We start from the raw sequence: 14,592 nt of genomic DNA, 5'->3' as shown, positions 1-14,592 counted from the left end.
TCGCCCATGTCCGCCCGCCTGCTGCTGCTCGAAGATGATCCCGCCATCGCCCGCACCGTGGCCTATGCGTTGCAGCGTGACGGCCTGGCCGTGACGCACAGCCTGCTGGTGCACGACGCGCGCCAGCAGCTGCAACGCAGCCGTTTTGACCTGCTGGTGCTGGACGTGGGCCTGCCGGACGGCAGCGGCCTGGACCTGCTGCGCGATGTGCGCAACGCCGCGCCCACCGCCACGCTGCCCGTGCTGATGCTCAGCGCCCACGGCGAAGAGATCGACCGCGTGCTGGGCCTGGAGCTGGGAGCCGACGACTACCTGACCAAACCTTTCAGCCCCCGCGAGCTGGCCGCCCGCGTCAAGGCGCTGCTGCGCCGCGCGGGCCACGGCGGCAACGGGCACGCCACCGCGCCTGCGGCCGCGCCGGCCCTGTTCCACGACGACGAGGCCGGCCAGCGCATCAGCCTGCGCGGCCAGCCGCTGCCGCTCACACGCCGCGAATACCGCCTGCTGTCCCACCTGCTGCACGGCGCCGGCCGCATCCATTCGCGCGAAGCCTTGCTGGCCGCCGCCTGGGGCGACGACAGCGAAAGCACCGACCGCACGGTGGACACCCACATCAAGACCCTGCGCGCCAAGCTGCGCGAGGTGGACCCGGGGCGGGAGTACATCAGCACACACCGCGGCATGGGGTATTGCCTGGACATCTGAAGCCAAATCGGCGCCTAGCGCTTATCTATCAAGCGCCGACAGCTATTGTTTTTGAAGCAACACACCATGCGCCTCGGCATCCGCCTGCTGTTCGCCTTCTTCCTGATCAACGGCATCGCCGCGTTCTTTGTGCTGCGCGTGTTCATGGCCGAGATCAAGCCCAGCGTGCGCGAGGTGATGGAGGACATGATGGTGGACACGGCCAACATCCTGGCCGAGCTGGCCAGCGACGACCTGGCAGGCGGTCGACTGGCGGTGGGTGCGGACAACAGCGGCACCAGCCCGTTTGCGCAGCATGTGCGCCGCTATGCCACGCGGCCCATCGACGCGGCGATCTGGGGCTTTTCCAAGCAGTCGCTCGACTACCGCATCTACGTGACCGACGCGGCGGGCCGGGTGCTGTTCGATTCGGAGAACCGCGCGGTGGGCGCCGACTATTCGCAGTGGCGCGATGTGGCGCGCACGCTGCGCGGTGAATACGGCGCACGCTCCACGCGCGATGTGGAGAGCGATGACACCACCGGCGTGATGCACGTGGCCGCGCCCATCTATGTGCAGGGGCAGATTGCAGGCGTGCTCACCGTGGCCAAGCCCACGCGCACGGTGCAGCGCTTCATCGACCGCGCAGAGCGCAAGGTGTTCATGGGCGGGGTGCTGCTGCTGGCGCTGTCGGCCCTGGTGGGCGTGGCGGTGACGGTGTGGATGGTGTGGAATGTGCGCCGGCTGCGCGACTACGCACTGAGCGTGCAGGGCCCCGCCGACGCCACCGCATCGCCGCCGCCCATGCCCCAGGTGCCCGGCGAGCTGGGCGACCTGGCCCGCGCCATGGACCGCATGCGCGCGCGGCTGGAAGGCCGCGACTATGTGGAAGGCTATGTGCGCGCTCTGACGCACGAACTGAAAAGCCCCGTGGCCGCCATCCGCGGCGCGGGCGAGCTGCTGCAGGACGAACTGCCCGCGGCCGACCGCGCGCAGTTCGCCACGCAGGTGGTGGAGCAAAGCCAGCGCCTGCAGCGCCTGATCGACCGCCTGCTGGAGCTGAGCAAGCTGGAGCAGCGCCAGCACGCCGATGCCGCAGCGCCGGTGGCGCTGCACGACTGCGCCGCCCAGGCCGTGCGCCAGTGCGAAGCGCGCGCGCGGCAGCGCGGCGTGCGCCTGGAACTGTCGGGCGAAGGCGCCAGCGGCCGCTGGGAGGCGGAACTGGTGACGCTGGCTATCGGCAACTTGCTGGACAACGCGATCGACTTTTCCCCGGCGGGAGGCACGGTGCGCGTGGTGCTGCAGGGCCCGAGCGTGGCGGTAGAGGACGCCGGCCCGGGCGTGCCGGACTATGCCCTGCCTCGTCTGGGCGAGAGGTTCTTCACCACGGCGCGGCCGAACGGCGAGCGCAGCGGCTCTGGCCTAGGCCTGGCCATCGTCCAGCGGGTGATGGCGCTGCACGGCGGGCGGATGCAGGCGCAGCCGCTCGCGCCCGGCCTGCGCGTGCGGCTGGACTTTGCGTGACCGGGCCCAGCAAAGTGCGCCGCTGAAAGCGGGGTGCGGGGCGGGCTGACAGTGCGCGGGGCGCTCCTGAAGCCGCTGCAGCCCCAGGGCCTCCGCTCAACGCCCTGCCAACGCCCCCGGAAATCCCGTTGTCGCCGCGTGGCCCAGCGCACGCCAGACTCGCCTGGCGCCCCGCCGGTGGCTGAACTCAGAGCGACCGCAGGAAAGCCAGCAGCGCCTCGCGGTCGGTGCGCGGCAGGCCTTCAAAGCGGCTGCGGGCCGCTTCCGCCTCGCCGCCGTGCCACAGGATGGCCTCGGTCAGGCTGCGCGCGCGGCCGTCGTGCAGGTAGCCCACGTCGGCGCTGCGGCCCTGGCCCATGACTTTTTCGGTGTAGCCGATGCCCCACAGGGGTGCGGTGCGCCACAGCGCGCTCTGCGCCTGCCCTTCGGCAAAGTTGTCGGCCAGGCCGGGGCCCATGTCGTGCAGCAGCAAATCGGTGTAGGGCCGGATCGTCTGGTTGCGCAGCTCGGCAAACAGGTGGCCGCTGCCCGTCTTCATCTGCGCGGTGTGGCAGGCGGTGCAGCGCATGCCCTCAAACAGGCGCGCGCCCAGCGCCACTTGCGCCGCATCCACGCGGTGCTCGTCCAGCGGCGCAACGCCCTTGGGGAAGCCGCTTTCCAGGCTGCGCTGTGCGGGCACGGCCACCAGGGCCAGGTAGTTGGAGATCAGGGTCAGGTCCGATGCGGTGATGCCCGCCACGCGCGGGCCCGCCGCGCATGCCTTGGGGCCGTAATGGCAGTTGCGCGACGGGTACACGGGCGACGTGACCGCCATGTCCTGCAGCAGCGCCGTGGCCGCTTGCTGGCGCAGCGTGGCCTTCGATGCCTTCCAGCCGAAACGGCCCAGGCGCACCGCGCCGGTCTCGGGGTCGTACACGTAGTTGGCGCGCCCGCGCACGCCGTCCTGGTCCGGCGCGCTGCGCGCCAGCGCCAGGATGTCCGCCTCGGGCACGGCTTCGAGCAGGCCCATGCCGATCATCGGCGGCGCGGCGCGCAGCGAGTAGGCGGCAGGCACCGGGCCGTCAAAGCCCAGCACGGGCTTGCGCAGTTCCACCACCGTGCCGTCCGCCAGGCGCACCTCGCGCGTTTCGAAGCGCGCCACGCGCACGCTGTTGCCCCAGTCCTGCCGCTGGCCGCTGCCCGCCAGGGCGTTCATCTGCACCACGCTGCCGTAGCGCGGGTGGGGCTGCTGCACGCCGCCGTCTCCCAGACTCGCGGCATGCACCGACATGCTGTCCAGCCGCTGGTTCAGGCGCGTGGGGGCCGGGCTGCGGCCGTTGTTGACGTGGCAGGCCACGCACATCGACTGGTTGAAATGCGTGCCTTGCAGCTTGGCTGCGGGCGTGTAGGGGTCGTTGCCGGGCTCGCTGTGCGCGCCCGTGGTGAAGTCGGTGTGGATCAGGCGGCGGCCTTCCACGAACCGCTGCATGTTCTTCATGCCCACGTGGTTGAACGGCTGCTGGAACATCGAGCTGCCGTTGTCCGAGTAGTTGTACGACACCGACCCCGTGCCGCCCGAGAGCGTGGCCACCGGCAGCGGCGCGGAGTTGAGCCGCGGCTGCACGCCGTACCAGGGCGCCAGGCCCTGCCCCACCACATACAGCCATTCGGCCGAGTAGTAGCGGATGCCGCCGCTGTCGCCCTTGGCGGACATGGCCTCGTGCGTGCTGAACATGGCGGGCGAGATCTCGATGGCGTCGCCCACCACCAGTGGGCGCGAGGGCACGTTGGTGCCGTTGGGCAGGCCGTCGGCGCCCAGGCCGCCATGGCCGGGGTAGTCCTTGACCCGCAGCGTGCAGGCGCCGTTGATGCCGCCCGGGCCCACCAGCTGCGCGGTGGCCGGATAGGCCGTGGGGCGGCAGACCTTGACAGTGCGGTCCACCAGCTCGCCCGGGTTCATCCAGCCGTAGCCGGTCACCCCGGGACGGTCGAACGCGCGGAAGAACGCGGTGTCACCCGGCAGGAAGTCCACCTGGGTGTAGCGGTTGACGATGAGCGTGGGCTTGGTGACGCCCGCCACGCGGCTGTTGTCGATGATCTCCATGCCCCAGGTGCGGTTCTTGAAGTACTGGGTGACGAAGGTCAGGTGCGCGCCCGGTCCCTTGTCCACGGGCTGGCCGGCGGCGTCCACGGTGTCGTTGGGGCCATAGCCGATCTCGTTCCATTCCTCGCCGCGCTCGCGCCCGTGGCGGCCCATGGCGCGCGCGCCAAAGCGGGTGACCAGGGTGCCGTCGGCCAGCGAGAACTGCACCTGCTCCAAGGGCTGCGGTGCAGCAGGCAGCGGCTGCAGGCCCTGCCCGTTGGCCGGAAAGCGCAGCGGCGCCACGGCCTGGCCGCCCTGGGTGTTGTCGCTGCCGGGGGACTTGAACTCCACCTCGAACAACGAATAGCCGTATTGCGAGCTGCGCGCGACGCCCTGCAGGCGCACATAGCGGGTTAGCACGCCCAGGTTCAAAAACTCCTCGGTGCCGCCCTTGCCGTCCATTACGTAGCGCAGCTGCGCCCAGGTCTGGCCGTCGTCGGACACCTGCAGCGCGTACTCCTTGCCGTACGAGCGCTCCCACAGCAGCTTCATGGCGCCGATGGCGGTGGGCTGACCGAAGTCGAACTGGATCCACGCATCATCCACAAAGGTGCTGCCCCAGCGGGAGTTGGGGTTGCCGTCGATGGCGGCGGTGGCGGACATGCCGGGGTTTTCCACCGGCGACGAGGTGGCGGCCACGGGCTTGATCAGCACGCCAGGCTGGCTGGGCACGGCCTGGGCCGCGCGGGACGCGGCGACCGTGACTGTTTCGGTCCCGGCGCTGCGGGTGGCAGTGTCTTGGGTATCGGTGCTGTTGCTGCCGCCGCCACAGGCGACCAGCAATGCGGCGGCGGCCAGGGACAGGCCGGCTTTCATCGGGGTGCGCATGGGTTCTCTCCCTCTCGCCCTGCGGGCGGATGTGATGTTGTTGCGATGCGATGCTACGGGCGAACCCCGCTGCGCGGTGTTGCAGCTGGCGCCAAAAACATGGCCAATTTGTAGCAAGCGCGGAATTTATGTTTCACAAGGTTTCCGTCGGTACGCTTCACACAGACTTCACATACTTCATTGCGCCCTCACAGCGCGCTTGAACACTGCCTCCACCCATTCTTTAAGCCTTGTGGAGGACCTCTTGAAACACCCCTTGTTCATCAAACTGTTCGCGCTGGCCGCCGTCACACTGCTGCTGCTGATCGGCCTTGCGCTCATCAGCGACGTGGTGCACGACCGGCAGCGCTACCGCAGCCTGACAGCCCAGAGCGTGGCCGACAGCCTGGCCGGCCCGCAGACGCTGATGGGCCCGCTGATCCACAGCGCCTGCGTGGAGAGCTGGGACGAAGAAACCGGCAAGGGCGACGAACGCCGCATGGTGGAACGGCGCCGCGAGTTTTTGCTCACCGCCATGCCCGAGCAGCTCAAGCTACGCTCGGGCGCCGCGATGGAGGAGCGTGCACGCGGCGTGCACAAGGTGAACACCTTCAACCTCAAGGCGCACATCACGGCCGAGTGGGGTTCGCTGGCCAGCCTGCAGCCGCAGAGCACGGTGAAGAACTCGCGCATGCACTGCGGCGCGCCCATCGTGATGATGGCGGTGGGCGACGCGCGCGGCATCCGCACCGCGCAGCTCACGCTGGGCGAGCAGGCGCTGCCACTCAAGCCCGGCACGTTTCACCCCACCTACAGCCGGGGCCTGCACGCTGCGCTGCCCGAGGCCGTGCGCGGCAAGGCCGACGGCCTGACGGCCACGCTGGACCTGGAGCTGGTGGGCACCGAGCGCATCGCCATCGTGCCGCTGGGCGGCAATACCGAAGTACAGATGACCAGCAGCTGGCCCCATCCGTCGTTCGCGGGGCGGTTCCTCCCGTCCGAGCGGGAGGTGAAACCGGACGGCTTTTCGGCCCAATGGCGCCTGTCGTCCCTGGCCACCACCGCGCAGGCCGACATCGCGGGCGGCAGCCGTGTCTGCGTGAGCGGTTATGACGATGCGAGCGCCCCGGGCGAATACGCCCCCGGCGGCGCCACGCCGCGCGACTGCGCAGACAGTTTCAGCGTCGCCTTTGTGGACCCCGTGAACCCCTACACCCTGAGCGACCGCGCTACCAAATACGGCCTGCTCTTCATCGCCCTCACCTTCGTGGCGGTGGGTTTGTTCGAGCTGATGAAGAAACTGCGTGTGCACCCCGTGCAATACCTGCTGGTGGGCAGCGCGCTGTGCAGCTTCTTCCTGCTGCTGGTGAGCTTGTCGGAGCACCTGCCCTTTGGCGCCGCGTACGGCATTGCCGCCGCAGCCTGCGTGCTGCTGCTGGGCTACTACGCCAGCCACATCCTTGGAAGCCTGGCACGCGGCCTGCCGCTGGGGGCGGGCGTTGCACTGCTGTACGGCCTGCTGTACGTGCTGCTGCAGTTGGAGCAGACGGCGCTGGTGGTGGGTTCGATTGCACTGTTTCTGGTACTGGCTGCGGTGATGGTGCTGACGCGCAAGGTGAACTGGTACGGGTTGGCGCAGGGTGGCGGTGCGTCGCCCGCTGCCCGCATGCCGAAAACGCAGCCGCTGCCCACCCCGTCGGAGGCCGCATGACCCCGGCGCCCCACACTTGGGCCCGGCACCTCGTGGCGCCGGTGGGCTCGGCATCATCAACGCTGCCCGCGCTGTCGGCGGCCGAGGCCGCCCGCGTGCAGCGCCACCGCGACCAGCTCATGGCCGCCCTGCAGGCGCATGACCGCAAGGCCCTGTGGTGCGCCAAGCAGGCGGTGCTGGACGCCGCCTTCCGCCCGACCGAGCCGGCCGCCGGGCAACCGTTGTCGCCCGCGCTGCGCGGTGCCCTGCGCGACCTGGCCTGGCGCATGGCGGGCCTGCTGCTGCCGCGCGGCACGCGCAACGGGACGGAATTGTTGTGAAATTTATGCAAAAACAGGCTCCAGCGCTTGTCCATCAAACGCTGGCAGCTATCAAATTGATACTTCCAACCTACACCAGCACCGTGCGGTTGCGCCCCTCGCGCTTGGCGGTGTACAGCGCGGCGTCCAAGGCACGCAGGGTCAGGTCCAGCGGTCGCAAGGGGTCGAAAGCGGCCAAACCCATGCTCACCGTCAGCACCAGTGGCGGCTCCACACCGGGCACAGGCTGGTGCGCCAGCGCGGCGTGGATGCGTTGTGCCACGGCCTGCGCCTGCTCAACCCGGGTGCCCGGCAGCAGGGCCAGAAATTCCTCCCCGCCCCAGCGGCCCACCACATCGGCCGCGCGGAACACGTCGCGGCACAGGGCCGCAAACAGCTGCAGCGCCTGGTCGCCCACGTGGTGTCCGTGCACGTCGTTCACGCGCTTGAAGTGGTCGATGTCCATCATGAGCAGGCAGGCCGGCTCGCCATCGCGCTGCAGCAGAGCCAGCTCCTGCCGCAGACGCTCGGTGAACGAACGGCGGTTGGCCAGCCCGGTCAGCACGTCGGTGTGGGCCAGCACCGCCATCTGGCGCCGCGCCTCTTCCAGCTCCAACAGCATCTGGCCCTGGCGGTCGTTGGCGCGCTTGAGCTCCAGCAGCCGCACTACCTGGCGCGACAAAGCGCTCAGCATGTCGAGCACGGCGGGGGACAGCGTGCGCGGCGCATGGTCCAGCACACACAGCGTGCCCAGCACATAGCCGTCAGGGGTGACGAGCGGAGCCCCGGCGTAAAAGCGCAGCGGGTGGGGCTGGGTGACGATGTGCATGTGGCAAAAGCGCGGGTCCTGCGCGAGGTCGGGCACCACAAACACGCCGGTCTGCCGCAGGGCGTAGCGGCACACCGACTGGTCCAGCGGCGTCTCGGCCGGCATGCCGCCCAGCGCGGCCTTGAACCACTGCCGGTCGCGGTCCACAAAGCTGATCAACGCCACCGGTGCGTCACACACGTGGCCCGCAATGCGGGCCAGCTCGTCGTAGGCGGGCTCCATGGGGGTGTCGAGGATCGCATAGCGCTGCAACGCGAGCAGTCGCGCAGCGTCCCGCACCACGGCATCGGCCGGGTCGCCGGTACTTTCGCCGGGTGTGTGGCCCGGATGGGCTGCCGAGAGGATGGAAAAGTCTGTGGAATCGGCCATGGCGCTGCGAGGTGGCTGAGACCTTGCCAGCATGCCACAGCCGCCGCGCGACCGCATCGGCAAAAGCCTGTCTGCCGCGCAGCACGGCACGGCAGCACTCGCGCTATGCCGCCACCGGTGCAGCCTGTATTCCGGGTGCCTCGTGGGTTGCAGCGGAGTCGCCGCAGGTGGCTCCGCCGCAGCCGTGGATCAGCTCGCCCGGCAGCGCCTGAGGCGCATGCACCACCCCTGTGGCGGCGTCAAAGCCCACCCGGCGCAGGTGCAGGGCCAGGGCTGCGTCCATGCTCTGCGCATGGGCCGGAAACCACAGCGCCAGCTCGCCCGCCATCACCCGCAGCACCTTGAGGTCACCTTGCTGCGCGCGCACCAGGCCATCGCGCATCACTTGCAGCACTACCTTGTGCTGCATGCTGTGGCAGTTGCCGGACGCGAACCGCGTGGACGCCATCCACGCGTCTTCCTGCCCGAAGTGCTGCTCGGTGTGCTCCACCAGGCTGTGCCAGGCGGACACCAGTTGCGCGTCATCGGCACGCTCCACCGCCGCCAGCAGGTCGACAAACTCGCGGTGCGTGTCGTCCATCAACGGCAGGTCCAAGTGCAGCGCGTCGGACCATTCGAGTTGGGCCATGGAATTCGATCCCCTGAAGCAAAAGAAATTCGAGAAGCCCAGCTTAGGCGCCGCGCGGCAATCGGGTATTGATGCAGGTCAGGGCGCAGCGCAGTGTGTACAGAGCACGCCCACAAAAAAAGAATGCCCCGCATAGGCGGGGCGTTCTTTTGCTTCAGCTCAGGGCGCCGCTATGCGGCGGGTCCATCAGCTCTTGCCGTACATGCGCTTCATGTCGTCCACGCAGGCCGACTTGGCATTGCCGGACATCGCGTCGCAGCGCTCCTTGGCAGCCTTGTAGTTGGCTTCGTTCTTTTCAGCGTTGGCATCCTTGCGGGCCTCGGCCACATTGGCGGCCTTGTCGGCAGCATTGTCAGCAGGCTTGGCCTGGGCTGCGGCCACCTTGGCGTCTTCCTTGGCCTTCACATGGGCAGCCTTGGCGTCCTTTTCACACACGTCTTTTTCATTGCCCTTCAGGTCGTCGCACTTTTCCTTGGCAACGTCGTAGGCAGCGTCAGCGCGTGCTTCGGCGACTTTCTGGGTGTTCTTGGCGCTGGGCTTGTACTGGGCTTCCAGTTCGGCCTTCGCGACCTTTTCCTTGCCCTTGGCTTCCTTCTGGCAGATGTCCTTGGCATTGGCCGTCAGGGCATCGCACTTGTCCTTGTCAGCCTTATAGGTGGCTTCGATGTTGTCTTTGGCGGCCTTGTGCTCTTCCTTCGTCATGGCAAAGGCAGAAGTAGCCATCAGGCCGGCGGCAACGGTGGCGATCAGGGTGCGTGCGAATTTCATGGTTTTCTCCTCGGTGTCAGAGTGATTGGTATGAGGGAGTGAAGGGCCGGCAGATCCGGTCTGCCGGGAGCCCGCTGTCAGTCGTTGAAGCGGAAGTCAGGATGGCGGTCTTGCCATTCCTTGAGCTGCTTTTCCGCAGCATCGCGGGCCAGGCCTTGACGCTCTTGCAGCTTGCCCAGGAATTGCTCGCGCTTGCCGTCGATCACGTCGAAGTCGTCATTCGTGAGCTTGCCCCACTGTTCGATCATCTTGCCCTTGAACTGCTTCCAGTTGCCCTTGACGGTGTCTTCATTCATGATGTGCATCCTCAAAAAATTCGCTTCAGCCATCCACTCGGAGTGCGTGGAACTACTTGCGTGATGCGATGGAGGTGACTGTAGAAATGAATCCACAAGCCGTCCGTAGGCCATGCAACGCAGCGTGCGTCAGCACCCGCCTACGGGCCTGCCAGCGGGTGTCGATGCGCCGCGTGGGCGGGGTGGGCAAATGCTCAGCCGCACACTGCGTTGCGGTGGATTGGCCGCTACCCTCCACCGGCAACGCGCCGTTACAACCGTCCGCAAAGCCCACAAAGTGTTGCAATTGCCCATCACTTGAACAGCGGGGTTTGTAACCCTCTCCCTATGGGCGTTTCGTTTGGTAACGCTTATGTTGCCGCGCCAGGGGGCGCTTGTGATGAAGTGAGGCCCGCGCGCGGCGCACAGCGCGTGTTTCACCCCACACCACCATGCAATACACACACGAGGAGCCTCGGGCGGCCACTGCAGTCGCCGAGGACACAGAGGGCTGCCATTCGACGACGCCGGCGCAAAACGCCGTTTCCAAATCTCCCGCAACTGCGACGCCGCAAAGCACCACCGCGCGCAGCGATGCGCCGTTGCTCACGGCGCTTTTCGCGTCCACCGCCCTGGCCGCGTGCGGCGGTGGCGGCAGTGACGCGAACACGCCCGGCGCCAGCCCTGCGGCCCCGTCGCCAGCGCCGCTGCCGCCGGCACCTGCGCCCGCTCCCTCACCCGGCCCGTCGCCGAGCCCCGCGCCCAATCCATCGCCCAGCCCATCGCCTGCGCCAGCCCCCGGCCCAGCGCCCGCACCGGCACCCGCGCCTTCCACGCCCACGCTGGGCAACTACGCCCACCCCGTGGCCCGGTCCGACCAGGAGGCGGCGCGCTTCCTGCTGCAGGCACAGTTCTCCGCCTCTACCAGCGAGATCGCCATACTGCGCTCCACCACTTACGCAGACTGGCTGGACAGCCAGTTCGCCCGCAGCGCCGGCCAGCGCGGCTGGGACTGGCTGAACCAGCGCGGCTACGCCAGCATCAGCAACGACACGTCCTACTACGACAACAGCTACCCCGGCGACTACATGATCTGGAACCAGCTCATGACGGCGCCCGACCAGTTGCGCAAGCGTGTGGCGCTGGCGCTGTCCGAGATCTGCGTGGTGTCGCTCACCGGGCTGGATTTCAGCTGGCGCAGCCACGCCATCGCGCACTACTGGGACCAGCTGGTCGCCAACGCCTTTGGCAACTACCGCCAGGTGCTGGAAGACGTGACGCTGAACCCTGCCATGGGCTTCTACCTGAACACGCGCGGCAACCAGAAGGAAAACCCTGCCACCGGCCGACTGCCCGACGAAAACTACGCCCGCGAGGTGCTGCAGCTCATGTCCATCGGCCTGTCGGCCCTGAACCCCGACGGCACCGTGCGGCGCGACGGATCGGGCAAACCCATCGACAGCTACACGCAAAGCGACGTAACCAACCTCGCGCGGGTGTTCACGGGCTATGACTTCGACCAGTCACAGAACACACCCACCACGGTGCCCGGCACCACCCGCACGGTGCCCAGCACCACGTTTGCGCGCCTGCCCATGGCGCTCAACGCATCGCGCCACTCCACGCTGGACGCTACCTTCCTGGGCACCACCATCCCGGGCAGCACACCTGGCGCGGCCGCCCTCAAGACGGCGCTGGACACGCTGTTCAACCACCCCAACGTGGGGCCGTTCATCGGCAAGCAGCTCATCCAGCGTCTGGTGACCAGCAACCCCTCGCCTGCCTACGTGGCGCGGGTGGCCGCAGCCTTCAACAACAACGGCCTGGGCGTGCGCGGCGATCTGCGCGCCGTGGTCAAGGCCATCCTGCTGGACGATGAAGTGCGCGCACCCGCCGGCCTCACGCAGCCCGGCTTTGGCAAGCTGCGCGAGCCCATGCTGCGCCTCGTGCAGTGGGGCCGCACCTTTGGCGTCAGCTCCGCGCGCGGCAGCTGGAAGATCGGCAACCTCAGCGACCCGGGTTCCCGCCTGGGCCAAAGCCCGCTGCGCTCTCCCTCGGTGTTCAACTTCTTCCGGCCTGGTTATGTGCCGCCATCCACCACGCTGGCCGCCAGCGGCGCCGTGGCGCCAGAGTTCCAGCTGGTCAACGAGAGCAGCGTGGGCGGCTACCTCAACTACATGCAGGGCGTCATCCGCAACGGCATCTATGTCAACGCGCCCGAGTTGCCCAACAACGCCAGCACCACAAACAACGGCTTCGACATCAAGGCGAGCTACAGCAGCGAACTGGCGCTGGTGACCGACCCCGACGCGCTGGTTGCGCGCATCAACCTGCTGATGTGCGCAGGCCAGCTCTCGGCCGCCACGGTCAAGCTGATCAGCGACGCGCTGAAGACCACCAACGTCACTGCGGCCAGCACCGACAACGCCAAGCTCGACCGGGTGGCGGCCGCCGTCTTCCTGGTGATGGCCTCGGCCGAATACCTCGTTCAAAAGTAGTCCGTCGTCAGTTCACACACACATACAGCCCCCCGTAGGCCCGCACCATGCACCTGCTCCAACCCGAACTCCACACCCGCCGCGCGTTCCTGCGCCGCTCCACCCAGCTGGGGCTGGCGGGCACCGCCCTGCCGTTTGCGCTCAACCTGGCCGCGCTGGGCGAAGCCGCAGCGTTTACAGCCACCGACTACAAGGCCTTAGTCTGCGTGTTTCTCTACGGCGGCAACGACTACGCCAACACCGTGGTCACATACGACGACGCCAGCTACAACCGCTACAGCGCCATCCGCGGCGGCGGCGCCGGCCAGACAGCCGGCGGCATTGCGCTGGCCAAGTCCGACCTGGCGGCCACGCTGCTCAACCCCACCACGCCCCTGCCCGGCGGCCGCCAGTACGCGCTGCACCCGGCCATGACGGGCCTGGCAGGCCTGTTCAACAGCGGCAAGGCCGCCGTGCAGCTCAACGTGGGGCCGCTGGTGGTGCCGCTGACCCGCGCGCAATACAACAGCTCGGACCGCACCAACTACCCCTTGCCTCCCAAGCTGTTCTCGCACAACGACCAGCAGTCAGTGTGGCAATCGTCGTCGTCTGAAGGCTCCACCGTGGGCTGGGGCGGCCACATCGGCGACCTGGCGCTGTCGTCCAATGGCAACTCGCTGTTCACCTGCATCTCGGTCACGGGCAACGCCGTGTTCCTGTCGGGCGACTCTGCCCTGCAGTACCAGGTCAGCACCAACGGCGCCGTGGCCATCAACGGGGTGAAGAACAACGTCTACGGCTCCACCGCCGTGCGCGCCGCACTCACCTCGCTGATCCAGCAGCCCAGCAGCCAGACGCTGGAGAACGAATACAACCGCGTCACCGCCCGCGCCATCGCGGCCGAAGGCCAGATCACCGGCGGCCTGGCGGGCGTGACTGTGAACACCGCCTTTCCCACCGGCAACTCCCTGGCCGACCAGCTGAAGATGGTGGCCCGCCTCATCGGCGCGCGCAACACGCTGGGCAGCAAACGCCAGGTGTTCTTGGTGTCGCTGGGCGGGTTTGACCTGCACGACAACCTCATCGCCCAGCAACCCGTGCTGATGCAGCGCGTGAGTGAAGCCATGACCGCCTTCTACAACGCCACGGTGGAACTGGGCGTGGCCGACAAGGTGACCGCCTTCACCGCATCCGACTTTGGCCGCACCTTGAGCTCCAACGGCGACGGATCTGACCACGGCTGGGGCAGCCACCACCTCATGGTGGGCGGCGCCGTCAAAGGCAAGGCCTTCTACGGCAGCGCGCCGCCGGTCAGCAACACCAACACCGCTGCGCCCGAAGATCAGTGGCACGTGGGCCAGGGGCGGCTGCTGCCCAGCACGTCGGTGGACCAGTACGCGGCCACCTTGGCAAAGTGGTTTGGGGTGTCGGCGTCCGAAATGTCGGGGGTGTTGCCGAATATTGGGAATTTTGGGATAGGGGCCGGAAGGGCGGACTATCCGGTGGATTTGGGTTTTATGGCATAGAAAAATCAGGGAAGGCCTGTAAACCCCCCATTTGCCACGCCTGCGCGATTTACCACCCAGCCCGGAAATTAAAATAACAATAACAAATGCCAGGAAACACAGGAAAATAATGAATATTAAAAATACACCAATACTTCGCGACGGCATCGCTCTAGGCTGGCTCGTGCTATTTTTTATGTGCAGCGCTGCATGGGCTGATCCACAAATACGGATTTCTGATTTTCGCTCGAAAGTAACAAATCTGTCAAAATTCGAAAAAGTGAGCGCAATTGAGAAATACGATTATGCCGGAGTAATTGGCTGCAGCGGATCCGGCCTAGCAGTATCCATCTTAGGCGGCAGCATCGACGAGATCGTTGCGGCCATTATTTCCGCGGCTAACGATCCCGCCGCGCATTGTAGTAATCCCGGATTTCCCCCCAACATCTACACATTCAACTACAGGGATGGCTTAAGGACCCTCTTCACGAATCCCCTGCGTCATGTGCCGACGAATGCTTGAAGCCGAGACAATAGGCACATGAAGCAAAGCAGCCTGGGCCTGAGCAACACCACCAAGCGCACGCGCAAGCG

Annotated in this window: 12 protein-coding genes; 7 read left to right on the top strand and 5 right to left on the bottom strand. The window is 67.2% G+C overall.

The window, feature by feature from the left end; all coding sequences use genetic code 11:
- Window positions 1–6 precede the first annotated feature (6 nt).
- Together ACK4HJ_RS13790 and creC are read left to right on the top strand one after the other, a co-directional pair.
- Window positions 7–705: a winged helix-turn-helix domain-containing protein gene (locus ACK4HJ_RS13790; RefSeq protein WP_409832494.1), complete on the top strand. Its 699-nt coding sequence runs from the start codon at window positions 7–9 to the stop codon at window positions 703–705.
- A gap of 66 nt (window positions 706–771) precedes the next feature.
- Entirely contained in the window at window positions 772–2,208 is a 1,437-nt protein-coding gene (creC, locus tag ACK4HJ_RS13785) for a two-component system sensor histidine kinase CreC (protein ID WP_409832492.1), read from the top strand.
- Window positions 2,209–2,395: 187 nt separating this feature from the next.
- Here creC and ACK4HJ_RS13780 read toward each other — a convergent pair whose 3' ends face one another.
- Complete coding sequence (locus tag ACK4HJ_RS13780; RefSeq protein ID WP_409832489.1) at window positions 2,396–5,158, bottom strand: di-heme oxidoredictase family protein; 2,763 nt, start codon at window positions 5,156–5,158, stop codon at window positions 2,396–2,398.
- Window positions 5,159–5,402: 244 nt separating this feature from the next.
- Between ACK4HJ_RS13780 and creD the strand changes: the two genes are divergently transcribed.
- Window positions 5,403–6,848 (top strand): cell envelope integrity protein CreD, encoded by a 1,446-nt coding sequence (gene creD / locus ACK4HJ_RS13775; RefSeq protein ID WP_409832486.1) that lies wholly within the window; start codon window positions 5,403–5,405, stop codon window positions 6,846–6,848.
- Entirely contained in the window at window positions 6,845–7,168 is a 324-nt protein-coding gene (locus tag ACK4HJ_RS13770) for a hypothetical protein (protein ID WP_409832483.1), read from the top strand. Before creD ends, ACK4HJ_RS13770 begins: the two co-directional genes overlap by 4 nt.
- Window positions 7,169–7,238: 70 nt before the next feature.
- Here ACK4HJ_RS13770 and ACK4HJ_RS13765 read toward each other — a convergent pair whose 3' ends face one another.
- From ACK4HJ_RS13765 to ACK4HJ_RS13750, 4 genes are all read right to left on the bottom strand, one after another.
- On the bottom strand, window positions 7,239–8,345 hold the full coding sequence (locus ACK4HJ_RS13765; RefSeq protein WP_409832482.1) for a diguanylate cyclase: 1,107 nt from the start codon (window positions 8,343–8,345) through the stop codon (window positions 7,239–7,241).
- 103 nt (window positions 8,346–8,448) lie between these two features.
- Entirely contained in the window at window positions 8,449–8,973 is a 525-nt protein-coding gene (locus ACK4HJ_RS13760; RefSeq protein WP_409832480.1) for a hemerythrin domain-containing protein, read from the bottom strand.
- Between the two features lie 186 nt (window positions 8,974–9,159).
- Window positions 9,160–9,741, bottom strand: a complete 582-nt coding sequence (locus ACK4HJ_RS13755; protein ID WP_409832477.1) for a hypothetical protein — start codon at window positions 9,739–9,741, stop codon at window positions 9,160–9,162.
- A 77-nt stretch (window positions 9,742–9,818) separates the two neighbouring features.
- Window positions 9,819–10,037 (bottom strand): CsbD family protein, encoded by a 219-nt coding sequence (locus ACK4HJ_RS13750; RefSeq protein ID WP_409832474.1) that lies wholly within the window; start codon window positions 10,035–10,037, stop codon window positions 9,819–9,821.
- Window positions 10,038–10,468: 431 nt separating this feature from the next.
- On the opposite strand from ACK4HJ_RS13750, the gene ACK4HJ_RS13745 reads away from it, so the two are divergent.
- From ACK4HJ_RS13745 to ACK4HJ_RS13735, 3 genes are all read left to right on the top strand, one after another.
- Window positions 10,469–12,514, top strand: a complete 2,046-nt coding sequence (locus ACK4HJ_RS13745) for a DUF1800 family protein (protein ID WP_409832472.1) — start codon at window positions 10,469–10,471, stop codon at window positions 12,512–12,514.
- Window positions 12,515–12,561: 47 nt separating this feature from the next.
- Window positions 12,562–14,019 (top strand): DUF1501 domain-containing protein, encoded by a 1,458-nt coding sequence (locus tag ACK4HJ_RS13740; protein WP_409832470.1) that lies wholly within the window; start codon window positions 12,562–12,564, stop codon window positions 14,017–14,019.
- Between the two features lie 109 nt (window positions 14,020–14,128).
- Window positions 14,129–14,521, top strand: coding sequence for a hypothetical protein (locus tag ACK4HJ_RS13735; protein ID WP_409832468.1), 393 nt, complete (start codon window positions 14,129–14,131; stop codon window positions 14,519–14,521).
- Window positions 14,522–14,592: the final 71 nt, after the last annotated feature.

Origin of the sequence: Acidovorax sp. (assembly GCF_046294525.1) — a bacterium.
Lineage (GTDB): Bacteria > Pseudomonadota > Gammaproteobacteria > Burkholderiales > Burkholderiaceae_C > Acidovorax.
This window is presented reverse-complemented; position numbering and strand designations above follow the sequence as displayed.